This is a genomic window from Streptomyces sp. HNM0645 (genome assembly GCF_030056615.1).
Taxonomy (GTDB): Bacteria; Actinomycetota; Actinomycetes; order Streptomycetales; family Streptomycetaceae; genus Streptomyces; species Streptomyces marianii.
Genome location: NZ_JASHLT010000009.1, coordinates 80,187 through 105,825, shown reverse-complemented (window position 1 = coordinate 105,825; position 25,639 = coordinate 80,187). Strand labels below are relative to the sequence as shown.

Genomic DNA, 25,639 nt, shown 5'->3' with positions numbered 1-25,639 from the left:
GAGGGTGACGGGGGTGGCCGCCGTCACGCGGCGGCCACTGCCCGTCGCGTCCGCCCGCGACGGGCAGGGTCCCGAGGGCGTCCGGCACGGACGGGATCCGCCGGTTGGTTCGAGCCCGGGCACGTCCCCGTCACCACCCGCGCCACCCGCGCACCACGGCCGCACCGGAGACCCCTCGCGGCGGCACCTCCCCTCCCGCCGGGGCGCCCCGCGACGGCGGCTACGGCAGGCCGACGCGGTCGCCCGCCGTAGCCGCCCGGTGTTAGATAGGAGCATGGCCGGACTTCTCGGCCGTCTCCGCTCCATGATGAGCGCGCGCACCGTCGCCAGTCAGGTGTTCGTCCTGCAGGTGACGGTGGCTTTGCTGCTCGTCGCCGCCGCCGTCGCCGCACTGCTCCTGCAGGCTCGGTCGGACGGCGAGCGGGAGGCGCGCAAGCGGTCGGTCGCCGTCGCCCAGACGTACGCCACCGCACCGGGCGTCAAGGAAGCGCTGCGCGGCCCCGACCCGAGCGCGGTGCTGCAGCGCAAGGCCGAGGCCGCGAGGAAGACCTCCGGCGTCGACTTCGTCGTGGTGATGGCCCCGGACGGCACCCGGTACACCCACCCGAATCCGGAGGAGATCGGCGGGAAGTACATCGGCACCATCGCCCCGGCGGCGGCCGGCGGCACGGTGACCGAGACCGTCACCGGCACTCTCGGCCCCTCGATCCGCAGCGTCGCGCCCGTGACGGACGCGAACGGCGAGGTGATCGGTCTCGTGGCGGCCGGCATCGCGGTGGAGCGGGCCGGCGGAGCCCAGGACCAGCTTCCCCTCCTGCTCGGTGCCGCGGCGTTCACCCTGGTCGTCGCCACCTCCGGGGCCGCGCTGATCAGCAGGCGGCTGCGACACCAGACCCACGGCCTGGGGCCCACCGAGATGACCCGGATGTACGAGCACCACGACGCGGTCCTGCACGCCGTGCGGGAGGGCGTGTTGATCGTCGACGAGGACCGCAGGCTGGTGCTCGTCAACGACGAGGCACGACGGCTGCTCGCGCTGCCCCCGGACGCCCAGGGGCGACCCGTCTGCGACATCGCCATGGACCCCGAGATCGCCCGGCTCCTGGAGTCCGGCCGCCCGGCGAGCGACGAGGTGCACGTCATCGAGGACCAACTGGTCGCGGTGAACCAGCGCGCCATGGGCCCGCAGCCGGACGGCTCGGGGCCCTGCGGCACCGTGGCCACCCTGCGGGACACCACCGAGCTGCGGGCCCTCAGCGGCCGTGCCGACACCGCGCAGGGCCGTCTGCGACTCGTCTACGACGCCGGCATCCGGATCGGCACCACCCTCGACGTGGTCCGGACCTCGCAGGAGCTGGCCGACTTCGCCGTCCCCCGGTTCGCCGACTACGTCACCGTCGATCTCCCCGATCCCGTGCTCAGCGGGGACGAGCCGGCGGAGACCGGAACGGACATGCGCCGCATCGCCTTCACCGGCGTCCGTCACGACACCCCGCTCTACCCGTCCGGCCGACTGATCCACTTCGTCCCCACCACCCCCCAGGCCGTCGCGTACGCCCGGGGCAAGACCATCCTGGAGGCCGACCTGGCCGCGTTCTCGGGGTGGCAGGAACAGGAACCGGCCCGGGCCCACCGACTCGTCGGCTACGGCATCCACTCCATGATCGCTGCTCCGCTGCGGGCCCGCGGCGTGACGATGGGCGTCGCCACGTTCTGGCGCTCCCAGAAGCCGGAGCCCTTCGACGACGACGACGTGTCGCTCGCGGAGGAGCTGGTCGCCCGTGCCGCGGTGAACATCGACAACGCCCGCCGGTACACCCGCGAGCACTCGATGGCGGTCGCCCTCCAGCGGAGCCTGCTTCCGCGGGTCCTGCCCGAGCAGACCGGCCTGGACGTGGCCTACCACTACCTCCCCGCCCAGGCCGGACTCGGCGGGGTCGGCGGGGTCGGCGGGGACTGGTTCGACGTGATCCCGCTTCCGGGTGCCAGGGTCGCCCTCGTGGTCGGGGACGTCGTCGGCCACGGCCTCCATGCCGCGGCGACCATGGGGCGGCTGCGCACCGCCGTCCACAACTTCGCCACCCTCGACCTGCCGCCGGACGAGCTGCTGTGGCACATGGACGAACTGGTCTCGCGCATCGACCAGGACGAGGACACCGACGGGTCGGTCACCGCGCTCACCGGCGCCACCTGTCTGTACGCGATCTACGACCCCATGTCACGGCTGTGCACCGTGGCCCGCGCTGGACATCTGGAGCCGGTCATCGTGCACCCCGACGGCGAGGTCGAGTTCCCCGGGGTGCCGGCCGGGCCGCCCCTCGGCCTCGGCGGACTCCCGTTCGAGTCCAGCGAACTGCATCTCTCCGAGGGCAGCAGCCTGGTGCTCTACACCGACGGCCTGGTGGAGGACCGGCACCGCGACATCGACGAGGGTCTGGACCTGCTGCGCCGCACGCTCGCCCACGCCGGCGGAACGCCGGAGGAGACCTGTCGCGCGGTGCTGGACGCCCTGCTGCCGGAGCGTCCCAGTGACGACGTGGCCCTGGTCGTCGCCCGCACCCGGGTGCTGGGCGGCAACCGCGCCGTCACCTGGGACGTGCCGGTGGAACCGTCCGAAGTGGCCCGGGTACGTGCCGAAGCCGCCCGGACCCTGGAGGACTGGGGGCTGGCGGAGGAGGCGTTCACGACCGAACTGATCCTCAGCGAACTGGTCACCAACGCCATCCGCCACGCCGGCGGACCGATCACGGTGCGGTTGATCCGCGACCGCTCCCTGATCTGCGAGGTCTCCGACGGCAGCAGCACCGCCCCCCGTCTGCACCGGGCCACCACCACCGACGAGGGCGGCCGGGGGCTGTTCCTCGTCTCCCGGTTCGCCGCGCGCTGGGGCACCCGCTACACGGGTAGCGGCAAGGTCATCTGGACCGAGCAGCCGCTGCCCTGGTAGCCCGCGCGGACGCGGCACCACGGCACCGAGAACCAGGCCGGAAGCGGAGATCCCCGGGTCGACGGCGCGGAGCACCGGGACGGTGGGATCGAGCCGCGCCGTGCCGGACGACCGGGCAGATCGCCCACTGCCGGGCGCGCCCCTGCTTCTTCTGCTCCTTCGTCCGTTCCTCCACACCGCCGCCGGTGTTTCCGGCTCAGCGCGCCTTGGCCACCCGCTCGCGCGGCGCCAGCGCAATCTCCGCCCACACCTGCTTGCCACCACTGAGCGGCACCGCGCCCCACGACGCGGTCGTGGCCTCGACGATGAGCAGCCCGCGGCCGCCGGTCGCCTCCCAGTCCTGGTCGGCGGGCTTGACGGGGCTGCGGGGAGAGGCGTCGTTCACCGCGATCCGCAACCGGTCGGCGGACAGTGTGAGATCGAGCCGCACCTCGCCCTGCGTGTGGGCGATGGCGTTGGTGACCAGTTCGGACACCACCAGCAGCGCCTCCTCCAGCTCCTCCTCCACGCCCCAGGAACGCAGGGTCCGTGCCGTGAAACGCCGGGCGTGCATCACGGCGTTGGGCAGCCGCCACACCGTCCAGTGGGTCCTCATCGGCCGGACCCGGGTGCCGTCGTAACGGAGCAGCAGCAGGGCCACGTCGTCGTCGCGCCGGTTCACCGCCACGACCAGCTCGTCGGCCACCCGCCCGGCGTCGGAGGGGTCCGCCGTGGCGAGCGTGTCGCACACCCGCCGCATGCCCTCCTCCAGGGTGAGGGCCGCCGACTCGACCAGCCCGTCCGTCAGCAGCATCAGCAGGGTGCCGGGCACCAGGCCCGCCTCCGTCATCGGGTACTCCTCGTCGGCGAGGACGCCCAGCGGGGGGCCGCCCTCGACCATCAGCTCCTCGGTACTGCCGTCGGGATGCCGGATCACCGGGTGCAGATGCCCGGCCCGTACGAGCCGGGCGATGCCCTCCTCCATGTCGAGGTCCACGTAGAGGCAGGTCGCGAACAGATCGGTCTCCATGCCCACCAGCAGCCGGTTGGCTCGGGCGACGACCACGTCCGGAGGGTGCCCCTCCACCGCGTACGCCCTGACCGCCGTGCGCATCTGGCCCATGATGGTCGCCGCCCCGGCGCTGTGACCCTGCACGTCCCCGATGACCAGGGCCACATGGCCGTCGCCGAGCGGGATGACGTCGTACCAGTCGCCGCCGACCTCGAGCCCCGCCGTGGCCGGGAGGTAGCGGGCGACGGCCTCACCGCCGGGCAGCTCGGGGAGCTTCCTCGGCAGCAGGCTGCGCTGGAGCATCGTGGCCAGTTCGTGCCCGGCGTCCATGGCGTGGGCCCGCATCAGGGCCTGCCCGACCAGGGCCGCGGCGGCGGTCATCAGCGACCGCTCCTCCGGGTCGAACCGGTGCTCGTCGTCCCATCCCACGAGGCACACCCCGACCATCCGCCCGTCCGCCCGGAGCGGGAGCACCGCGAGACCCCCGCGCCCGATCTCCGCCAGAGCGGGTTCGAGGTCCCCGCCCGCCGGCCACAGGCTCACATGCCCCTCGCGCAGCGCACCCTCGAGCGTCGGCATCTCGTGGATGGAGAGGTCCGGCCATTCGGAGCGCCATTCGGAGCGCCAGACCGCGGGCCAGGCGTCGGGCTCCGGCGGGTCCAGGACCGTGACCACCAGCCGGTCCCCCTCCCGCTCGGCGACCGCGACCCGGCTCGCCTCCAGCGGACCGCGGAGCGAGGCCACCACCAGCCTGCTGACCTCCCGGATGGTGCTCGCCCCCGCCAGCCTGGCCGACAGCCGCTGCACCACCGAGACCTCGTCGGCACTGGGCCGCAGATAGGCGGCGTCGGCCACCACACCCAGCACCCGCTCGGGTGTGCCGTCGGCGTCCACCTCGACCCGGCAGCGCAGCCCCAGCCAGCGCAGCTCGCCGCCGGGCCGGCGGATCCGGAAAGCCAGCTGCTCGGTGGCCGCGGACATTCGCCCCGGTTCGACGATCTCCATCAGGGCCGGGATGTCGTCGGGGACGGCGCAGGCCAGCAGGGTCTCCACCCGCCCGTCGAACTCCTCGGCGGGGACGCCGAGAAGCTCCAGGACGTACTCGTGGGCCTCCATGCGACCGGTGCTCAGCTCCAGGATGAACGCGCCGCCCTGCAGCGGCACCAGGGCGGCCTGCGCCAGGTGCGGCTGCGGAGGCGTACGGCCCGGCAATCGGGCTGCGGCCGATTCCAGCCCGGCGGCGACCTGGTCGGCGTAGAGCTCCAGCAGCGCGCGGCGGTCGGGGCTGAAGCCGTCGGTGACCTCGCCCGCCACTATCAGACAGCCCAGCTCGTTGGCGCCCCGCCCGAGCGGCAGCGCCCCGAGCGAGAGCCGGGCGGCCGTCTCCACCCCTTCCCCGCGGCGGCCGGGGAAGTGGTGGGGGTCGAGCTCGACGTACGCCGCCAGCTCCTTCGGGTTCAGCCAGAGCGGGCGGCCGGCGCGGAAGGCCTCGGCGGCGGGGGAGTGGCCCTCCACGGCGATGATCGCAGGCAGCCCGTACAGCATCCTGCGGTCACCGGTCAGCTCGGCCAGGTGGAGCTCGCGGCCCCCTCCGGCGAGGACGTAGACAGCTGCCAGCTCGGCCCCGCAGAACGCAAAGCGTTGCCTGGTCACCGTCTGTTCCGCCTCCTCGCGCGGGCAGCCGCCGAGAGCCGTCCTCCCTCCATGCTGTCGCGCCCGGGACCCTCCGGGCGAGTCAGGACGGAGCGCGGTCCGTGCCAAGGCGCTCTGGTGTGCGTGGACCCTACCGGGCCGTGCCGTGCTGGATCGCCTGTTCCGACCAGATGGTCTTGCCGTCTCCGGTGGTCCTGGTGCCCCATCGGTCACTGAGCTGCATGACGATGAACAGTCCGCGGCCTCCTTCGTCCGTTGCGGTGGCATGGCGCATGTGCGGCGAGGTACTGCTGGCGTCCGAGACCTCGCAGATCAGGGTGCGGTCGAGGATCACCCGCAGCTCGATCGGCCCCTGCCCGTGGCGGATCGCGTTGGTCACCAGCTCGCTGACGATCAGTTCGGTGGTGAAGACGGCGTCCGGCATGTCCCACGCCTGGAGCTGGTGCTCGATCAGCCGGCGGGCCGTGGCGACGACCGAGCCGTCCCGGGGCAGGGTCCAGCTGGTGACGCGGTCCGCGCGCAGGGCGCGGGTACGGGCGAGCAGCAGCACCGCGTCGTCCCGGGGGCGGCGGGGCAGGAGCTCGTAGACCGCGGAGTCGCAGAGCCGCCCGAGGGACACCTCGGGCTGGGCGAGGATCTGGTGGAGCCGGGCACGGGCCTTCCCGGCGTCCCGGCCGGGAGTGTTGACCAGGCCGTTCGTGTAGAGCGCCAGCAGGGTGGACTCCGGGAGGGTGACGGTGGCGGACGCGTAACCGGTGCCCCCCGCGCCCAGTGGGGGACCGTCCGGTACGTCGAACTCCACCGCCGAGCCGTCGGGCCCCAGCACCAGCGGGAGCGGATGGCCGGCCCGGGCGGCGGCGCAGACCCGGGACACCGGGTCGTAGACCATGCACACGCAGGTGGCGAGGTGGTCCGTGGGCGCATCGTCGCCGTGTCCGACCGGTGAGCGTGTCCGGCTGAGGAAGGCGGCCGTCTCGTCGAGCCTGTCGAGCAGTTCACCGGGCTCCAGGTCCTGCAGGGCGAGCGTGCGCAGGGCCGTGCGCAGCTGGCCCATGGTGGCGGCGGCCTCGATGCCGTGCCCGGCGACGTCACCCACCACCAGGGCGGCCCTCGCGCCGGACAGCGGGATGACGTCGTACCAGTCCCCTCCCGCGCTCTCGGGCAGATAGGTGTATGCGGTGTCGACCGCGGTCAGTTCGGGGGGCCGGCCCGGCATCAGCCCCTGCTGCAGCGTCGTCGCCACGGTGCGCTCACGGGCGAAACTGCAGGCGTTGTTGAGGTGCAGTGCTGTCTTGGCCACCAGTTCCGTCGAGAGGGCGAGATCCGCGTCGTCGAACAGCTCGGGGCGCTCGAAGCGGTAGAGGGCGGCCACCCCCAGCACCGTCTCCCGCAGCGTCAGCGGCACCACCATCAGGGAGTGGACGCCCGCGGACACGATGGGCTGGCCGCGTTCGGGGTCCGCGCCCAACCAGGCGTGGTTCGCGTCGACGTCGGTGATGAGCCGCGGTGCGAGGTCGTTCAGGACCTGGGAGTAGGGGGTGTGGGCGCCGAAGGTGTTGAGTTCGCCCTTGCGCGGCCCCTGCTCACGGCCGAGGACGGATCTGAACGCGACCCGGCGCAACGGCGTGTCCGCCGGTACGGGGCCGGGGCGCAGCGGTCGCCCCCGCAAGGCGTCGTCGAGCAGGTCCACCGCCACCGCGTCGGCGAGCCGGGGCACGAGGACCTCCACCAGCTCCTCCGCCGTTTCGTACGCGTCGAGGCTCGTGCCGATGGACTGCCGGGCCTGGTGGAGCAGGTCCAGCCGGCCGAGGGCCGCCTCGCGTTCCGTTACGTCGTCGGCGATGACGGCGAGGCCGAGTATCTCGCCGTCGGTCCCCTCCAGCCGGAAGATCGACAGTGAGACGGTCATGTCCCGGTCGGGATCGGACAGCGGCCTGCCCGTGATCAGGCGGTCGTGGACCACCGTGCCGGTGCGGAGCACGCCCTCCGCCAGGGCGACGACGGGGTCACCGCTGAAGCCCTCGGTGAGTTCGGCGACGGTCTTGCCCAGCACCTCCTCGGGAGGAATGCCGCGCACCCCGGGCGCCGCGCTGTTGAACCGGATGACCCGCAGCTCGTCGTCACACAGGAAAAGGCCGTGCGGTGCCTGGGTGAACAGGGCATCGAGGATGGCCGAGTCCCGCCGCCGTGCGTCGTCTCCGTCCACAGTTCCACGATGGCCTTCGGCGTGCCGGGGGCAACTCGGCGCAGCCCGGCGGCACGGGTCCGGAACCCCGCGGTGACCCGCCTGCCGAACCCGCTCCGGAGCCCTCGTACGTCCGGCATCCCCCCACGAGCAGCCCCGGCCGTCTCGGTGTCACGGCCGTACCTCCGTGGCCGGCGGCCCCTGGCCGGTCGGCCGGTGCCTCCTCGAACCGCTCCCCCGGACCCTCACCTGAGCGGCCCTTCCCGGCTCGCGCACCCGCGGGCCCCGGGGTCTGCTGTTGTCAGCCTGCCCACCAGCGGAGGAGTGCGCATGCCGGACGGAAACACCGACTCCGAGGGACGTGACCTGGAGCAGCTGCGTGCCCGGATCGCGGCACTGGAGGCCCGGGAGCACCCTCCGGCCCGGCCGCCCCGGCACCGTATGCGCTCCGCCCTCGCCGCGGTGCTGATCGTGATCGGCTGCGTGCTCGCCCCGCTCAGCGCGGTCGCGACCTGGGCCAAGAGCGAGGTGGGCGACACCGACCGCTACGTCGCCACCGTCGCTCCGCTCGCCTCCGACCCCGACGTCCAGGCAGCCGTCGCGACCCGGGTCACGAACGTCGTGATGGAGCAGATCGACCTCCCCGCGCTGCTGGAGGACGTGGCACCCGCCGACCGGCCGCAGCTCGACGCCCTGATCGGCCGGCTCGGAGGCGCCCTGGAGGACGCCGTCCGCAGCTTCGTGCAGGCCCGCACCCAGGACATCGTCGCCTCCGACACCTTCCAGCGGATCTGGACCGACGCGAACCGCCGGATCCACGCCGCGGTCGACAAGGCCCTCACCGGCAGCGGGGGCGGAGCCATCGAGCTCACCGACAACGCCGTCAAGATCGACCTCGCGCCCGTCATCGAGCAGGTCAAACAGCGGCTGGTGGACGAGGGTCTCACCATCGCCGAGAAGATTCCCGAGATCCACACCGACTTCACCGTCCTCCAGTCCGAGGACATCGGCCGCGTCAAGACCGGGTTCCGACTGCTCCAGCTCGCGGGCACCTGGTTGCCGATCGTGGCCGTCGTGCTGATCGCCGCCGGAGTGCTGCTCTCCGCCCATCGCAGAAAGGCCCTGGTGGCGGCCGCGTTGGGGGTCGCGGTCGCCACAGCGCTGCTCGGCGCGGGCCTCACGGTGTTCCGGCTGATCTACCTGGACTCCCTGCCCAAGGGGGTGTCCCAGCCCGCGGCGGAGGCCGTGTTCGACGCCCTCGTCCGCTTCCTGCGCACCACGATCCGCAACATCGTGATGCTCGGCGTCGTCGTCGCCCTCGCCGCCTGGCTCACCGGACCCGGCCGCTACGCCGGTCTCGCCCGGCAGCTGTGGACGTCCGGCATCGCCGCCACCCGCGCCACGGCGAACCGCGCTGGCCTGCGCACCGGGCCGGTCGGCCCGTGGGTGCGCCGCTACCGGACGTGGATCACCTGGGTGCTGGTCGCCGCCGCCGTGCTGGCGTACGTCCTCTGGTCGTACCCCACCGCCTGGGTCGTCGTCGGACTGGCCCTCGGCCTGCTCTTCGCCCTCGCGGTCGTCGAGTTCCTGGCGCAGGACGACGACCGGGCGGCCCCCGAGCCGCCGGCCCGCGAACCCGCGGCCACCGGCGGCCCATCGGGCACCCCGTGACACCCCGGCCTCCCGGGACCCCCGGAGGCCGGGGCCCGCGCGGCGCCCGATGGGCCGCCGTGTGACGCTGGATCCATGGCCAGGGCGAACGACGAGATCGAGGCGATCCTCCAGGAGTACGCCGACCTCATCGCCATCACCGGCGGCGACGCCTTCCGGGCCCGTTCGTACGAGAAGGCCGCCCGTGCGATCGGCGGCTACCCCGCCGACGTGGCCACCCTCGACCCCGAAGGGCTGCGCGAGATTCCCCACGTCGGCAGGTCCATCGCCGACAAGATCGTGGAGTATCTGACGTCCGGGCAGATCAGCGCGGTGGAGGAACGGCGGCAGTCCGTTCCCGCCGGGGTGCGGGAGCTCATCGCCATCCCCATGCTCGGGCCGAAGAAGGCGCTGCTCCTGTACGAAGAGCTGGGCATCTCCTCCGTGGACCAACTGCTCGAAGCCGTCCACGAGGAGCGGCTGCGCGATCTGAGGGGCTTCGGCGAGAAGACGGAGGCGAACATCCTCCACGGCATCGCGCTCATGCAGAAGGCCGGCACCCGGATCCTCCTCAACGCCGCCATGGACGCGGCCGAGCAGATCGTCGCCGAACTGGCGGGCGTCGAGGGCTGCGAGAGGTGCGCCTACGCCGGATCGCTGCGCCGGATGCGCGAGACCATCGGCGACATCGACGTCCTCGTCGCCGCGGACGCCTCGGCTCCCTTCATGGACGCGCTCACCGCACTCCCGAACACGGCCGAGGTGATCGCCCACGGTGCCAAGAAGACGTCCATTCGCACGACCAAGGGCCTTCAGGTCGATCTGAGGGTGCTGCCGCCCGACTCCTGGGGCGCGGGACTGCAGTACTTCACCGGGGCCAAGGCGCACAACATCCGCACCCGCGAGATCGCGGTGCGCCAAGGGCTCAAGCTGTCCGAGTACGGGCTCTTCGACGCCGAGAGCGGCGAGAAGATCGCCTCCTCGACCGAGGAGGAGATCTACGAACGCCTCGGTCTGCCCTGGATTCCCCCGCCGCTGCGCGAGGACCGGGGTGAGATCGCGGCCGCACTCCGCGGTGAACTGCCCGTGCTGGTCGCCGAGGACGACATTCGCGGAGATCTGCACACCCACACCGATCTCACCGACGGTCTGGCACCGCTCGAGGAGATGGTCGCCGCGGCCGCGGCGCGCGGATACTCCTACTACGCGGTGACCGACCACGCCCCGGATCTCGCCATGCAGCGCATGACGAAGGAGAAGACGCTCGCCCAGCGGGAACGGGTCCGTGAACTCGACCGCAAGCACAAGGGCATGCGACTGCTGCACGGCACCGAGCTCAACATCGGCCCCGAAGGGGACGTGGACTGGCCCGACGACTTCCTCGCGGGCTTCGACATCTGCGTGGCCTCGATCCACTCCCATTTCAACCAGAGCCGGGACGCCCTCACCCGCCGCCTCGTCCGGGCCTGCGAGAACCCGTACGTCTCCGTCATCGGCCACCCCACGACGCGCAAGATCGGCAAACGGCCTCCCATCGACGCCGACTTCGACGCCGTCTTCGCGGCCTGCGCCCGCACGGGCACGGCCCTGGAGATCAACGCCCACCCCGAGCGGCTCGACCTCGGTGACGAGGACATCCTGCGCGCCAAGCGCCACGGCGTGCGCTTCGCGATCGACTCGGACGCGCACTCCACCATCCATCTGCCCTACATGCGGTACGGGGTGGCGACGGCCCAGCGCGGCTGGCTCTCCAAGGACGACGTCGTCAACACCTGGCCGCTGACGAAGCTCAGGCGCTTCCTGCGTCCCTCGGTCTGACCGCCCGGCCCGGCGCGCCCGCCGGCCCTACCGCCCGGCCCGCTCAGCACGGGCGGCGCCATGCGTCCAGTTGCAGCCGCTTGCGCATGGAGGACAGGCCCAGCCGTAGGGACTCCGCGCAGAAGTCCCGGTTGGGCAGCGCGTACTCGACATGGAAGACGGCCTTCCCCGCAGCGACGAACGGGGTGAGCTTCGCGCACTCGCCGTACTGCGCGCACTCCTCGTTGACCGCGAAGTCGAAGTCGCCCACCAACTCCTCCACTTGCGGCAGGTCGTTCTTCAATCCGACGGACAGTCCGCGTTCATGGGCGATACGGGCGATCATGCGGTTGTAGGCGAGCTGGTGGGCGGCGGTCAGAGGGAATCCGGTGTCGTTCAGATGGGCGTCCAGCAGATCGGGTTCGACCGCGTCGAAGCCCTTCTCCCGGCACATGTCGAAGCGCTTCTCCATGAGGGGGCCCAGCACGTCCAGCCGGCGGATGTCGAGCCACCGCTCGCCGTCCCAGCCGTTCGGCCGGCCGCGTACAGACACCGGGAAGTCCGCCTGGTCGGGGCGGAAGCGCTCCCAGGCACCGGCGTTGATGTAGCAGATGACCCGGCGTCCGTCCCGGTGCAGCCGTGCGACGTCGTCGGCGCTGTTCTCGAAGCCGTCGATGTCGTACACGGGCACGTCCGCCGCCGACGGGTCCGCGCGGCCGTCGAGCTGCCACTGCCAGGCCGTGCCGGGCCGCGGCTGCCAGCGGGCCCCGTCCGGATCCGGTGGGGTGCCGCCGGAGCACCCGGCCACCAGCAGCACGGCGAAGAGCAGGCACAGCCCGGGGAGACGACGGCGGTTCACGGAGCCTCCCGGTACAGGGCGGGGGGCGGTGCGCCCCAGGGGTTGGGCAGGGAGTCGGTGACCGCGCAGTGCACCGCGGCCCCGCGCTCGCCCGCCGCCCGGGCCGCGACGTCCGCCAGTGCCGTGGGCACCTCGTACACCAGGTGGCAGAACCGTTCGGGCGGATGCCGGGCGGTCCAGCGGGGCCGGGAGAAGGTGGAGAGGTAGACCGGCCAGGGGCCCTCGAACGTCACCAGCAGATCGGCGATCCGGGCGTAGCCCGGCGCCGGGTGCACCCCGTGGTTGAGGACGACCGTGCGGTGGCCCCGCCGGCGTGCGGCGCGGACGAGACGGCGGCAGGCGGGCAGGGCGGACCGGTCGGCGGGCACCTGGTCGAAGAAGCAGCCGTCGACGTCGTACCAATCGCGATGGTGGTCCAGATCACCGGCCACCGCCGTGTCCGGGCGCACCCCGTAGTCCAGGTCGACATAGCCGAGGACGCGCGTGCCCGCCTCCCGCAGGGCGCGGGCGGCGGAGACGAACGCGGGATCGGGCGCAGACCCGGGGCCGTCGGCCGGGTTCAGCACCACCCCGTGGACCCGGTCCCCGGCGGCCGCGACCAGCCGCCAGGCTTCCGGGTCCTCCGCGGGATGCACATAGAGCGGGACCAGCAGCGTCATGCCACCGGGTCCGCTTCCCCGTCGGCGCCGAGCGACGCCCACAGCGCGGTGAGGGAGTCGGTCAGGGTGAACCGCGGTTCCCAGCCGAGGGCGTCCCGCGCCGCTGTGATGTCCGAGCACTGCCAGGTCACGCCTGCGGAGCGCGCCGACCCGATGCCGGCCTCGTCGACCCGGCCCCGGAACCCGGCGACGGCCGCCAGCCCCTGCACCAGGTCCCGGATCGGAACGGCGCGGTCGCCGCCGATGTTGAGGATGCGCGGCAGCGGCCCGGAGGCGGTCGCCGCCAGCACCACCGCCCTGGCCAGGTCCCGCGTGTCGACGAAGTCGCGATGCGCGGACAGGTCACCGAACCGCACGACCGCGTCGTGGTCCCTGCCCGCCCGGCGCAGCCGGAGGGCGGTGCCGCCCGGCAGGCTCATCGGCGCGGCGCCCGGTCCGACCGGGTTGCCCACGCGCAGCACGACCGCGTCGAGGCCCGACGAGGCGACGGCCACCGTCCCGGCCAGTTTGGTGGCGCCGTACGAGCCCACGGGCCGCGTCGGTGCCTCCTCCGTGACCGGTACACCTGGCTCGCCCGCCCCGTACTCGGCCGCCGAACCGAGGTGCACCAGTCGGGCGGTCGGCGCGGCCTTGCGCAGTGCCGCGCACAGCACGGCCGGGCCGCGCGCGTTGACCTCGGCATCGGTCACCGGGTCGGCGCCGAGCGACCCGGCGCAGTTGACCACCGCGTCGGGGGAGAGGTCCGCGAGGCTCTCGGCCAGCCGCCCCGTGTCGGCCGTGGCGAGGTCAACGCGGAGGTCGGCGTCCGGGGACCGGCCCCCGCCGAACAGCCGCACGCTCCCGAGCGCGCTGAGCTGTGCGGCGACGTGGCGGCCCAGGTACCCGGTGTGGCCCAGGACGAGGATGCGCATGGGGTGTTCAGGCTCCCTTGAGCAGCAGTGACTGGTGGGTGGTGAACTCGGCGTTGGCCCGGTCGTAGTCGTCCGGCCGGCCGATGTCGAGCCAGTAGCCGTCGAACTCGTAGGCCCCCGGCGGGTTCCCGGCCTTCAGGAGGTCCAGGACGAGTTCGTCGAAGCCGAGCGGCAGCCCGGCGGTGTATCCGTCGAGCGTGTCACGGGACAGCCCGTACACGCCCATGGAGACGCGGTAGTCCATGGACGGTTTCTCGGCGAAGCCGACCACCCTCCCGGCGTCCGTGGTGAGCACTCCGAAGTCGATGTGCACCTTGCGGGCGTACGTGGCGATGGTCAGCGACGACCCGCTCGTGCGGTGCCGGCCCAGGACGTCGGCGAAGTCGAGGTCGGTGAGGATGTCCCCGTTCATGACGAGGAACGACTCCGGCAGCCGGTCGCGCATCGTCAGCAGCGGGCCCATGGTGCCCAGCGGGTTCTCCTCGGTCGCGTAGTCGATGCTCAGCCCCCATCGGGCACCGCTGCCGACGTAGGCGCGGATGATGTGGCCGAGATGGCCGACGGCGATGGTGCAGCTCGTGAAGCCGCTCGCCGCCAGCTGGCGCAGTACGATCTCCAGGATCGCGTGCCGGTCGCCGATCGGGACGAGTGGCTTGGGCAGTGCGGTGGTGTACGGGCGCAGCCGGATGCCCTTGCCTCCGGCGAGAATTACTGCGTGCACGGGAGCCCCCCTTTGAGTGCGGTGGTCGGTGGTCCGCCGGGTCAGATGTTGTAGATGCCGGTCTTGTAGCGGGAGAGGTTGGCGGGGTCGCGGAAGAACTCCACCGTCCGCGCCAGTCCCTGCTCCAGGTCGAGGGCGGGAGCCCACCCGGTCGCCTCCCGCAGCCGGGTCGCGTCCGCGACCAGCCGCATCACCTCGGAGTTCGCGGGCCGGATGCGCTTCTCGTCCTCCCGGACGTCGAGTTCGGTGTCCATCACCTTGCCGACGAGGCGCACCAGGTCGCCGACCGAGATCTCGCCGCCGGTACCGGCGTTGAGGGTCCGGCCCACGACCGCCTCGGCCGGTGCGGTGCCCACGGCCAGGAATGCCGCGGCCGTGTCCGTGGCGTAGGTGAAGTCGCGTGTGGGCCGGAGGTCGCCGAGAGTGATCGTGCGCTCCCCGGCGGCGACCTGCCCGATGACGGTCGGGATGACGGCACGCATCGACTGGCGGGGGCCGAAGGTGTTGAAGGGCCGCAGGGTGACCACCGGTGTGCCGAAACTGGCGTGGTAGCTGTCGGCCAGCCGGTCCCCGCCGGCCTTCGAAGCCGCGTACGGGGACTGGGTGTTGATGGGGTGGTCCTCGTTGATCGGCACGGTCTGCGCGGTCCCGTACGTCTCGCTGGTGGAGGTGTGCACCAGCCGCGGGGTCTGAAGGGTCCGCACGGCCTCCAGCACGTTGAGCGTGCCCGTGACGTTGGTGTCCACGTAGCTGTGGGGGGCGCGGTAGGAGTAGGGGATCGCGATCAGTGCCGCCAGGTGGTAGACGGCGTCGGCCCCTTCGGCGAGCCCGCGGACCGAGCCGGGGTCACGGACGTCACCGAGCACGATCTCGACCTGGTCGAGGACGTCCTGCGGCAGTGTCTCCAGCCAGCCGTAGGAGGAGAAGGAGTTGTACTGCGCCATCGCGCGGACACGGTGTCCCGAGGCGACGAGGGCCTCGGTCAGATGGGAGCCGATGAAGCCCTCGGCTCCGGTGACGGCGGCGAGCGGTGCGGATGTCAACTGTGGTTCCCTTCGGGGAGGTTCGCTGCAACGAGCGGTGGTGTGCGGGTGGTGGTGTGCGAGCGGTGGACGGAAGCGGGCCGGAGGCAGGGCCCGGAACCCGTGGGCCTGGCCGGGCGGTGGTCGCGAGCGGCACGAGCGGCGGACGGCGGGGTCAGGAGTGCGCGGTGGGCCTGCCCAGACACCACAGGACGGCGGTGACGAGCACCCCGGCGGCGGTGCCGCAGCAGATCAGCAGCGGGGTGGCGCCCGGTGGGCCGCCGAGCAGGGTCACCGCGGCCACCCCGGCGGCCGCGGTGAGCGTGGCCAGGGCCGGGAGCCAGGCCAGTCCGAACGCCTGGAGCAGCAACGCGGCCCACAGCAGTGCGGCGAGGGTCAGCAGGGGCGCCGGTTCGGCGCCGGTGAACAGCGCCGCCGGGACGAGCGGCAGCAGATAGCCGCCCATGCACAGCGCCAGCGTCCGGGCGGACCGCAGCCGGAACCCGGCCTCGTCCGCCGAGGCCCGCAGCGCCGCCACCGACAGTCCCCGGTAGCGGTACAGCAGCCATTCCGCGGGCCCCATGCTGACGGTGAGCACGACCACGGCCCAGGGCTGACGCTGCCCCAGGGACATCACCAGCGTGCCCGCGGCCAGACCGAACAGCCCGTACGGCAAAGAGCCGAGCAGCCGTGGCCGGGTGCCGCCGCCGGACGCCTTCTCCGCACCGAGCATCCCCCGGATCTCGCGGCCTGCGACGGCGACGGCCAGCACCACCGTCAGCACCGGGAGTGCGATCCGCGGCAGCGGTCCCGGGTCCCACCACGGCAGCACTGCCGCGCCCGCGGCCAGGGGGGCGAGCGTGCCGAGCAGCAGCCGTTCCCGGCCGCGGACCAGGAGCACTCCGGCCGCCGCGAGGTACAGCGACTGCCCTGCGCCGAACAGCGCGGCGGGCCCGGGCCCCGCCACCGCGAGGGCGGCCGCCGTGGCGAGCAGAGCACCCGAGGGCGCGCCCACGAGCAGCGTCCGGCCCGCCTCCGGCGGCCCCACCGCCAGCCGCAGATACGCCCGGTGGCTGAGCGCCTGGCCCCAGGCCCACGACAGCAGGCCCGCGAGCACGAGCGCGTACACCCCGCGGGGCGAGTGCCACAGGCCGGCGGTCAGCAGGTAGGCCAGGCCAGGCAGGGCGAACAGCGCCCCGCGCAGGGCGCACCTGACGTGGTCCGGCGCCCAGGGATCCGGCCCGCGCGGGGGCTCGGGGAAGCTGCGCGGCACCCGCGCGTACAGATCGGCGGCGAGCGAGAACAGATCGGGATGCCCGTAGCGCTCCTGGACCTGCTCACCCGTCAGGCCCTCGGACTCCAGCAGGGCCGCGACCTCGTACGCGTGCACCGCGGGTCCGATGCGATCGGCGAGCTCGGCGGCGAGGACGTCCACCGGGTCGTCCGGCATCCGTCTGCGCCGGGGCAGGCGCAGCGACAGGGTGGCGTCCGGCGCGGTGAGCCGCAGGGCCAGCGTGTCGCCCTGCCCGCCGTCGGGTTCGAGAGCCATCGGCCCGCTCATCCGGCCACGCTCCCCAGGGGTGCCTCGTCGCTGAGGGGAGTGCCCCAGGGATCGGCCAGCCGCACCCCGCGGACGGACAGCTCCAGATAGATGGCGCGGAAGGTGTCGATGGTCTGCCGGAGCGTGAACTGCTCGATCACCCGCAGCCTCGCGGCCTCGCCCATCGCCGCCCGGCGCGGGGGATCGGCCAGCAGCTCCAGCGCGGCCGCGGCCATGGCCCCGGGGTCGCGGGGCGGGACGACCAGCCCGGCGTCGCCGACCGCCTCCCGGACGCCGCCGACGTCGGTGGAGACGGTTGCCCTGCCGCACGACATGGCCTCGATCAGGGTGAAGGGGAATCCCTCGCTGATGCTGGACAGCATCACGACGTTGCCCGCGGCGTACGCGTCCTTGATGTCGTCGACCCGGCCCTCGAAAGTGACGGCGTCGCCGTGGCCGAGTGAGGCCGCGAGTGCCTCGCACCGCTCCCGGTACGCCTCGCCGCCCCGCGGTGTGCCGCCGAACAGCCGCAGGGTGGCGGCGGGAAGCGCCCCGCGGACCTCGGCGAACGCCCGGATCAGGGTCTCCAGGTCCTTGATGGGGTCAACGCGCCCCGCCCAGCTGAGCGTCGGGCCCTGCGGTTCGGGGCCCGCCGGCGGGAAGGCGGACGGGTCCACTCCGTTGTAGACGGTGCGGATGAGCCGGGGGTCGGCGCCGCCCTGCTCCTCCCACAGCCGGTTGTAGCGGTTGCCGGGCGTGACGAGGGCGGCCCGGCGGTAGCTCTCCTCGGCCAGCAGCCGGAAGAAGCCGAGCAGCACCGCCTTGACGGGCCAGCGGTACGGAGCGGTCCGGTAGCCGAGATAGCGTTCGCGCAGATAGACCCCGTGTTCGGTGAGCAGTAGGGGGACGCCGTGGAGTTCGAGCGCGGCCAGCCCCGGCAGCACCGCCACACCGCCGCTGACCGCGTGCGCCACTCCGCGCTCCGGCGGCCGCGCCGCGAGCGGCCGCAGGGCGTGCTCCAGCAGCGCGGTCGCGGTGACCGCGTCGTGGAGGCTGGGCCGCGCCTCCCGGACGGTCAGGCCCCGGCGGTTCCACACCGCGGTCAGGACACGCAGCGCCCGGTCACCGCGCAGCGCGGGACCGAGCGCCCCGTCCCGGGCGGCGTGGGCCAGTTCGTACAGGGCGGGGGAGAACCCCTCCTCGGCGGAGGGGTCCACCAGCGCCGTGAGGAAGCGCTCGTACGCCGCCATCAGCCGGCGTTCACGCCGGCCGCGGGGCGGTGAACCGGGGGGTGCGGGGCCCCACATGGGCACCGTGACCGGCTCGGCCACGTGCGGGGGCAGTTCCCAGACGACGGACTCCCGTCCGGTGCCGGTCACCGCGATGATGTCGAAGTCGATGTCGGGCATGCCGCCGACGAGCTGGTCGCACCAGACGCTCACCCCGCCGTGACTGTGCGGGTAGGTGCCTTCGGTGAGGAGGGTGACGCGTGCCGCGTCTCGGCGCGGCGCACGAGGCGATACGTGCATGGATGGGCTCCACGGCAGGAGGGCGGGGCGGGGCGGGTTCCGGGCGTTCCCGGCGGGAACGGCGCACGCCCTGCACGGCGTGCGGCGTCCGGAACCCGCGTCCTCGCGGTGAGCTGGTGCGGCCGGTGCGTTCGGGTCAGCGCTCGGCGCCCGGGACCACGGGGCGAGCGGCGCCCGCGGGCACGGGACCTTCGGGAGCGGGCGCCGTGGCCAGGCCGGGGCCGGCGGCCGGACTCCCGGACTCGGGGGCCGACGGCAGCGAGAGGGTCACGCCCTCCTGGCCGGGACCGGGTGGCACGCTGCCGGAGACGGTGCCCGCGTACGGCTCCCCGAAGGCAGCCGGTCCGTCCGGGAGTACCCGGGTGGTTCCCGCCGGCATGGTGGCGCGGACGGCCGTACCCGCCGGAGCCGTGACGGTGACCGTGTCGCCGATCCGGTAGGCGGTGACCTCACCGGCCTTCACCGCGCCGTCCCACGCGGCCCGTTCGCGCAGTTCCGCCCCGACGTCCTTCATCCTGGGGTTCACCAGCGGGGTGTCGTCCGCGTACAGCGCCGCGTACTGGTCGAGGATCCGGTCCAGGACCGGGTAGGCGATGCGGTCCTCGGCCAGGTTCGACTGGTGGATGAAGTGCGGCCGGGGATCGTTGGCCAGGACGTGGCCCATGGCGATCCGTGCCTCGAGCGGCACGATGTACTCCGCGTAGCCCGTCGCGGGGTCGAGCGGCGCGTCGAGACAGGTGGTCGTGGCCGAGTCCTCGCAGATGCCGCTGCCGCCCTGGGCCCTGCTGGTGTAGATCCAGTTGTACTCGTCGACCTGCTCCGCGGCCCGGCCCACGTTGTAGAACACGTTCATCGGGTGGCGCGAGACGGTGAGCGCGGGGCCGACCTGCCGCTGCACCGGATCACGGGAGTTGTCCGAGGCGAGCCAGGCGATGCCGTTGTCCGCGAGCGCCGGGGCGAGGTGGGGGTTGTCCTCGGGCTGCTGCGGCAGCAGCTTGAGGCCGGAGTGCTCCCCGGTGACCAACTCGCCGCCCTCCAGAGGCAGTCCGGCCCGCTCGGCCCACTGGCGGTTGTCGGAGATCTGCCGCGATATCTCGTCCCGCCCGACGTAGCGGACGCTGCCGTCAGGATTCGTGGCGCACTTCCACGGAACGACGCTCACGTCCTGCTCGCAGCCCAGGTACGGGTGGTCGTAGGTGTGGTTGATCCAGCGGAACGCCTCACGGTCCCCGGTGAGCCGGTCCGCCAGCGGATCCGCCCCGTCGTGCTCCTCCCGGTACTCGACGCTGCCGCCGCCGTTGTACGCGAGGTCGAGGGTGAAGTTCCGGGACCGCGACCACTCGACCGCGCGCCCGACGTCGTCGGGCGTCATCCGGATCGGGTTCGGCGTGCCCTGGCCGGGCAGGCAGTCGACGTCACCCGGTGTGCAGTTGAGCTCGGTGTCCCAGCGGTCGTCGGCGGCGAAGACGTCGTCTATGTGGACCGAGAACCAGTTGCGCGAGGTGCCCAGCCGTGTCCCCTGTGTCATCCAGTCGACGATCCCCCGGGCGAGCAGACGGAACTGCTGCTGGTACTGGTTGGCCACGAAGGTGACCACCAGTTCGCGGCGGCCGTCGTGGCGGTACTCGCCGACGAGCGAGCCCCGGGCGGCTCCCCCCGGGAGGGGCGCGTCGACGTAGGTGGTGAAGTCGGCGCCCGCCCGCGGCCGGGAGAGGAAGCCCCAGCTCTCGTCCACCGCCGGGTCGTTGTCCTCGAAGGTGAAGGCGCCGTCGAGATAGCCGAAGGGTCCGGCTTTCCCGGCCGCGGTCACCTGTGCGGTGATGCCGTCCACGGGTCCCGCGTACCCGCCGTTCACCGGGTACTCCAGCCCCGCCTGCGGCCGGGCGTAGGTGTACGCGTCGACCTGCGGGATCGCGTAGGTCTGCTCGTAGGCCGCCAGGGCGGCCATCTCCTGCGAACCGGCGGGGAACGGTTGGTCGTTGGGCAGCACCACGGCCTGGTACCTGGCGCGGGGACGGCCGTCGACCTCGTCCGCGAGGAAGGCGGCGTCGATGACGGGCCGGCCCTCGTCCGCGAGGTCGACCACGGTGTACGGGGTGCCCGTGCTGTCGAGTTCCGCGGCGATCGCGGCCGTTGCCGGCCCCCCGTCGGAGACCACCAGCACCCGGAGGTCGATCCTCGGCGCCGGTTCGGCCGCCTGCGCCGGTGCAGGCGGCAGTCCGCCGAGCGAGATGATGAGCGCTCCTGCGGCGAGCGCGGTCGTCCGTATGGTCCGCCGGACGCGGATCCGCTTCATGCGGTGGTGTCCCTCCCCCTGACCCCCCGGCACAACGACGCGGCGGCTCCCCCCGGAAACGCCGTGCCGTTGTGCCCTGTCCCGAGACATAGTGGAGGCTCTGTGTGGGTTCTGTGCGCCTACGGTGAAAACTGACGGAAAAGTGCAGGTGTCCCACGGAAGTCGGCGATGGGCGGGAGCGGTTCGTGTGCCAGGGGGCCGGGCGGGCGCGGCGGGTAAACGCTTGCAGTCGCCGGTCGGGCGGACAAGGCGCCGGCCGCGGCGGATGAGCATTTTCGGCCAGGGGTGTGCCGACACCGGCCGGGTGGGTGCCCGCGCGCACGCGCGGGAGTGTGATCGGAACCGGTCGGGTGCCGACGCGTAGGGGGGCGTACCAGTGGGCGCCGCCGCTCGAAGCCGTGCCCGTACGGCCGACGGCGGCCGCCGTCGCGAGTGCGTCCGGCGGCCGCCGCGGTGTCCCGGGGAGGTCGGGGAGGTGGGTCAGGTCGGGGAGGTGGGTCAGGTCGGGGAGGCCCGGCGGGGGCGCCGGGGTGCCGGGGCCGTCAGGAGGCGGCGGGCTCCGCGGGAGCGCAGGCCACCCGGGTCTCCGGCGTGTTGTGGATGCCGTCCTTGGTGCGCTGCCCGTTGTCGTACTCGTAGTACAGGTACGAGTAGAAGCCGATGGTTCCGTTGCAGCCGGAGTCGGCCGCGACCTGGTACGTCAGGGTGACGGTCCGGGAAGTGCCGGGGGCCAGCGGGATCTCGTAGTTCACGCCGAGGGCGGTCGAGCCGGTGCCCGAGCAGACGGCGCCCTGGGCGGTGCACGAGACGAAGTTGTACTTGAGGTCCTTGCGCTGGGTCGTCGCCCAGGTCGGCTGCACCGACTGGTAAACGAACCAGATGTCCGTCGACTGGTTGTTGGTCAGGGTCATCGTCAGCGACACGGTCGAGCCCGGTGTGGTCACCGGCTGGTCGACGGTGAAGGCCAGGTCCGGGGTGTCGGCCGCGGCGGGCTGCGCCGCGCCGAGGCATACGAGGGCCGTGGCGAGAGCGGCCGACTGGCCGAGGCGTCTCAGGTGTGTGATGCGCATGGGCCGGGAGGTTAGGAGAGTGCCGGCGGCCCCGTCTGCCCCGCTCCGCGCCGGGCGGACGCCCCCCGGCGTGAAACCGTCGTGGACCTGGGCGGGCCCGGCGGTCCGAGCCCTGCGTCCGCCTGGGTGCATATGCGCCGGACATTGCCGGTGCTCACATCCTCCACATCCGGTCGCTCACCGTGTCCGTGACGTCACTCAGTGGGAGTACGACAATGGCCTGTTCCGCGACGGGGCGTCCCGCCACCGGGACCCGGAAGCGGGCCGCACTCCAGGGGCACCGCGCCGGCGCGTCCGGCCCCGGAGTGCGGCCCGGCCGGAGTGGACGGACGATGAAGCCGACGAGCGGAGCGGCCGTGAGCAAGGAACCCTTCAACCCGGGCATGAGCAGCCGTGCGCTGGTCGAGCTGCACCACGTCGACAAGCACTTCGGTCCGCTGCACGTCCTGCGGGACATCAACCTGACCGTCGACCGCGGTGAGGTGGTCGTCGTCATCGGCCCCTCCGGCGGAGGCAAGTCCACGCTCTGCCGCGCCATCAACCGCCTGGAGACCGTCGACTCCGGCGAGATCGCCATCGACGGCCGGCCCCTGCCTGCCGAGGGCCGGGAACTCGCCCGGCTTCGCGCCGACGTCGGCATGGTCTTCCAGTCGTTCAACCTCTTCGCGCACAAGACCGTCCTGCAGAACGTGACCCTCGGCCAGATCAAGGTCCGCGGGAAGGACAGGAGGAGCGCCGAGGAGCGGGCCCGCGCGCTTCTGGACCGGGTGGGCGTGGGGACGCAGGCCGACAAGTACCCCGCCCAGCTCTCCGGCGGGCAGCAGCAGCGGGTGGCGATCGCCCGAGCGCTCGCCATGGACCCGAAGATCATGCTGTTCGACGAGCCGACCTCCGCCCTGGACCCGGAGATGATCAACGAGGTGCTGGAGGTCATGCGGCAGCTCGCCAGGGACGGAATGACCATGGTGGTCGTCACCCACGAGATGGGATTCGCCCGTTCGGCCGCCAACCGCGTGGTGTTCATGGCCGACGGCGGGATCGTGGAGGAGACCACACCCGAAGAGTTCTTCACCAACCCCCGTACCGACCGGGCCAAGGACTTCCTCTCGAAGATCCTCCACCACTGAGGGCCCGGCGCCCGCGCGCGACGTGCCGGAAACACGTACCACCCAGCGATCCCCAGGGATGATCACCATGATGCCTCGCAAGGTCTCCGCCGCGGCCGCCGCGGTGCTAGCGCTCGCACTCGCCGCCACGGCCTGCGGTTCGGACGGCGGCGGCGGTTCGGACGACGAGAAGAAGATCACCGTCGGAATCAAGTTCGACCAGCCCGGGGTCGGACTGAAGACGCCGGACGGCGGCTACGAGGGATTCGACGTCGACGTGGCCCGGTACGTGGCCCGGCAGCTCGGTTACGCCCCGTCCGACATCGTCTTCAAGGAGGCCAAGAGCGCCGACCGCGAGACGCTGCTCCAGCGCGGCGACGTCGACTTCATCGCCGCCTCGTACTCGATCAACGACGAGCGCCGCAAGAAGGTCGACTTCGCCGGGCCGTACTTCCTGGCGCACCAGGACGTGCTCGTCCGGGCCGGCGACGGATCCATCGCCAAGCCGTCCGACCTGAACGACAAGAAGCTCTGCTCGGTCACCGGCTCCACCTCGGCACAGAACGTCAAGACGAGGATCGCGCCGCAGGCCCAGCTGCAGGAGTACGGCGGCTACTCCGAATGCCTGACGGGCCTGGAGAACAAGACGATCGACGCGCTGACGACCGACGACGCGATCCTCGCCGGTTACGCCGCGCAGGACCAGTTCAAAGGCAAGTTCCGGCTGGGCGGCTTCAAGCTGAGCGACGAGTTCTACGGGATCGGCGTGAAGAAGGGCGACACCGAACTCAGGAACAAGATCAACGCTGCGTTGCAGAAGATGGTCGAGGACGGCTCCTGGCAGAAGGCGGTGGAGGCCAACTTCGGACCGGCAGGCTACCGCAGCGAACCTCCGCCGCGGATCGGCGTCTTCACCGGCTGAGGCCACCGAGACCGCCGAGACGCCGAGACGACCGAAACCACCGAGACGACGTCACCGAGGCGCAACCGTGTTCGACTTCCTGCAGGGGTACGACGTGCTCGGGGCGTTCTGGACGACCATCCAGCTCACCCTCTGGTCCGCGATCGGATCCCTGGTCTGGGGCACCGTGCTGGCCGCGATGCGGGTCAGCCCGGTGCCCGTGATGCGCGGCTTCGGTACCGGCTACGTCAACGTGGTCCGGAACATCCCGCTCACCGTGATCATCGTCTTCACGTCCCTCGGGCTGTTCCAGACCCTGGGTGTCAGCCTCGGAGCCGACACCTTCGACGTGATCAACTTCCGGCTCGCCGTACTCGGGCTGATCGCCTACACGTCGGCTTTCGTCTGCGAGGCAGTGCGGTCGGGCATCAACACCGTGCCCGTGGGCCAGGCGGAGGCGGCGCGTGCGCTCGGACTGGGCTTCGTCCAGGTGCTCACACTCGTCGTCCTTCCCCAGGCATTCCGCTCGGTCGTGGGCCCGCTCGCGAACGTGCTGATCGCCCTGACCAAGAACACCACCGTGGCCGCGGCCATCGGCGTCCCCGAGGCCGCGCTGCTGATGCGGGAGATGATCGAGAACGAGGCGCAGCTCATCCTCATCTCGGCCGTCTTCGCGGCGGGCTTCATCGTCCTCACCCTCCCCACCGGCCTGTTCCTCGGCTGGGTCGGCAAGAAGGTGGCGGTGAAGCGATGAGCTCCGTCCTGTACGACGTCCCAGGGCCCAGGGCCAGGCGGTGCAACATCCTGTACACGCTGGGCTTCCTGGTGGTCCTCGCTGCCCTGGCGTGGTGGGTCGTCACGGGCCTCGCCGGCAAGGGCCAGCTGGAGTGGTCCAAATGGGCGCCGTTCTTCACCGACTCCCGGGTGTGGACGACCTATCTCCTGCCGGGGCTCGAGAACACACTCGTCGCCGCGGCGCTCTCACTGGCGATCGCGCTGCCGCTCGGCGCGGTCCTCGGCATCGCCCGGTTGTCGGACCACTGGTGGGTCCGCGGTTCGGCGGGCGCGGTGGTGGAGTTCTTCCGCGCCATCCCCGTGCTCATCCTGATGCTGTTCGCCAACGCGGCCTACGCCACGCTCTCCGACATCAGCCCCGGCACCCGGCCGCTGTACGCCGTGGTGACCGGCCTGGTGCTCTACAACTCCTCCGTGCTCGCCGAGGTCGTCCGGGCCGGGATCCTGGCACTGCCCCTGGGCCAGTCGGACGCGGCCAGGGCGATCGGCATGCGCAAGGGCCAGACGATGCGCTACGTGTTGCTGCCGCAGTCGGTGACGGCCATGCTCCCGGCGATCGTCAGCCAGATGGTGGTGATCGTGAAGGACACCGCCCTGGGCGGCGCGATGCTCGGCTTCTCCGAGCTCCTGGCGTCGGTGCGGCCGATGAGTGCCAACTACGGCGCCAACACCGTCGCCAGCTTCACCGTCGTCGCCGTGATCTTCATCGTGCTGAACTTCGCGCTCACCTCGTTCGCAGCCCGGCTGGAGAGCCGGCTCCGGCGCGGCAGGAAGTCCACCGGCGCGGTGGTGACCGCGGACGCGGTGGAGGAGCTGGCGACGCCGGGCGAGCACGTCGGACGCAAGCCGGAGCCGCCGGAACGGCCCTGACGCGCGGTCCGCCGATCGGTGCCGCGCCCGGAGCGGGGCCGGGGCGGCGCCGGGGCGAACCGCCGAGCCCGGCTTCCCGGCCCGCCGCGCACACTTCCGGGTGCGCCGTGCACCGGTCGTCGGATCCCGTGCGCCCG

18 protein-coding genes are annotated in these 25,639 nt (G+C 72.5%); 7 read left to right on the top strand and 11 right to left on the bottom strand.

The genetic code is table 11. The annotated features are described in order from the left end of the window. Positions 1-274: 274 nt before the first annotated feature. Positions 275-2,947, top strand: coding sequence for a SpoIIE family protein phosphatase (locus QMZ92_RS08015; protein ID WP_283296528.1), 2,673 nt, complete (start codon positions 275-277; stop codon positions 2,945-2,947). 196 nt (positions 2,948-3,143) lie between these two features. On the opposite strand, the gene QMZ92_RS08010 is transcribed toward QMZ92_RS08015, so the two are convergent. Then, on the bottom strand, positions 3,144-5,591 hold the full coding sequence (locus QMZ92_RS08010; protein ID WP_283296527.1) for a SpoIIE family protein phosphatase: 2,448 nt from the start codon (positions 5,589-5,591) through the stop codon (positions 3,144-3,146). A 130-nt stretch (positions 5,592-5,721) separates the two neighbouring features. Continuing rightward, positions 5,722-7,797 (bottom strand): ATP-binding SpoIIE family protein phosphatase, encoded by a 2,076-nt coding sequence (locus tag QMZ92_RS08005; protein ID WP_283296526.1) that lies wholly within the window; start codon positions 7,795-7,797, stop codon positions 5,722-5,724. A 309-nt stretch (positions 7,798-8,106) separates the two neighbouring features. On the opposite strand from QMZ92_RS08005, the gene QMZ92_RS08000 reads away from it, so the two are divergent. Next, positions 8,107-9,447, top strand: a complete 1,341-nt coding sequence (locus QMZ92_RS08000) for a hypothetical protein (protein WP_283296525.1) — start codon at positions 8,107-8,109, stop codon at positions 9,445-9,447. Between the two features lie 75 nt (positions 9,448-9,522). Further along, positions 9,523-11,244, top strand: a complete 1,722-nt coding sequence (gene polX, locus QMZ92_RS07995) for a DNA polymerase/3'-5' exonuclease PolX (RefSeq protein ID WP_283296524.1) — start codon at positions 9,523-9,525, stop codon at positions 11,242-11,244. Positions 11,245-11,287: 43 nt separating this feature from the next. On the opposite strand, the gene QMZ92_RS07990 is transcribed toward polX, so the two are convergent. From QMZ92_RS07990 to QMZ92_RS07950, 9 genes are all read right to left on the bottom strand, one after another. Beyond that, positions 11,288-12,082 (bottom strand): endo alpha-1,4 polygalactosaminidase, encoded by a 795-nt coding sequence (locus QMZ92_RS07990; protein ID WP_283296523.1) that lies wholly within the window; start codon positions 12,080-12,082, stop codon positions 11,288-11,290. Continuing rightward, the gene (locus QMZ92_RS07985) at positions 12,079-12,741 is read right to left on the bottom strand and encodes a spherulation-specific family 4 protein (RefSeq protein ID WP_283296522.1); all 663 of its coding nucleotides are present in this window, start codon (positions 12,739-12,741) and stop codon (positions 12,079-12,081) included. The genes QMZ92_RS07990 and QMZ92_RS07985 overlap by 4 nt, the downstream gene beginning before the upstream one ends. Next, complete coding sequence (locus tag QMZ92_RS07980) at positions 12,738-13,652, bottom strand: NAD-dependent epimerase/dehydratase family protein (protein WP_283296521.1); 915 nt, start codon at positions 13,650-13,652, stop codon at positions 12,738-12,740. The genes QMZ92_RS07985 and QMZ92_RS07980 overlap by 4 nt, the downstream gene beginning before the upstream one ends. A 7-nt stretch (positions 13,653-13,659) precedes the next feature. Continuing rightward, complete coding sequence (locus QMZ92_RS07975; RefSeq protein WP_283296520.1) at positions 13,660-14,373, bottom strand: nucleotidyltransferase family protein; 714 nt, start codon at positions 14,371-14,373, stop codon at positions 13,660-13,662. 41 nt (positions 14,374-14,414) lie between these two features. Further along, the gene (locus QMZ92_RS07970; RefSeq protein WP_283296519.1) at positions 14,415-15,416 is read right to left on the bottom strand and encodes an SDR family NAD(P)-dependent oxidoreductase; all 1,002 of its coding nucleotides are present in this window, start codon (positions 15,414-15,416) and stop codon (positions 14,415-14,417) included. Positions 15,417-15,570: 154 nt separating this feature from the next. Further along, complete coding sequence (locus tag QMZ92_RS07965; RefSeq protein WP_283296518.1) at positions 15,571-16,944, bottom strand: hypothetical protein; 1,374 nt, start codon at positions 16,942-16,944, stop codon at positions 15,571-15,573. Positions 16,945-16,952: 8 nt separating this feature from the next. Next, positions 16,953-18,464 (bottom strand): GT4 family glycosyltransferase PelF, encoded by a 1,512-nt coding sequence (gene pelF, locus QMZ92_RS07960; protein ID WP_283296517.1) that lies wholly within the window; start codon positions 18,462-18,464, stop codon positions 16,953-16,955. A gap of 136 nt (positions 18,465-18,600) precedes the next feature. Continuing rightward, entirely contained in the window at positions 18,601-20,760 is a 2,160-nt protein-coding gene (locus QMZ92_RS07955; RefSeq protein ID WP_283296516.1) for a hypothetical protein, read from the bottom strand. Between the two features lie 542 nt (positions 20,761-21,302). Next, entirely contained in the window at positions 21,303-21,830 is a 528-nt protein-coding gene (locus QMZ92_RS07950; protein ID WP_283296515.1) for a COG1361 family protein, read from the bottom strand. Between the two features lie 383 nt (positions 21,831-22,213). Here QMZ92_RS07950 and QMZ92_RS07945 point away from each other — a divergent pair, with 383 nt between their 5' ends. The 4 genes from QMZ92_RS07945 (at position 22,214) to QMZ92_RS07930 (ending at position 25,502) form a co-directional block, all read left to right on the top strand. Next, a complete protein-coding gene (locus tag QMZ92_RS07945; RefSeq protein WP_283296578.1) occupies positions 22,214-22,957 on the top strand; it encodes an amino acid ABC transporter ATP-binding protein in 744 nt (247 codons plus the stop codon). Between the two features lie 67 nt (positions 22,958-23,024). Continuing rightward, positions 23,025-23,858, top strand: a complete 834-nt coding sequence (locus QMZ92_RS07940) for a glutamate ABC transporter substrate-binding protein (protein ID WP_283296514.1) — start codon at positions 23,025-23,027, stop codon at positions 23,856-23,858. 67 nt (positions 23,859-23,925) lie between these two features. Continuing rightward, positions 23,926-24,591: an amino acid ABC transporter permease gene (locus QMZ92_RS07935; RefSeq protein WP_283296513.1), complete on the top strand. Its 666-nt coding sequence runs from the start codon at positions 23,926-23,928 to the stop codon at positions 24,589-24,591. Continuing rightward, a complete protein-coding gene (locus QMZ92_RS07930; protein WP_283296512.1) occupies positions 24,588-25,502 on the top strand; it encodes an amino acid ABC transporter permease in 915 nt (304 codons plus the stop codon). The genes QMZ92_RS07935 and QMZ92_RS07930 overlap by 4 nt, the downstream gene beginning before the upstream one ends. The last annotated feature ends 137 nt before the right edge of the window (positions 25,503-25,639 follow it).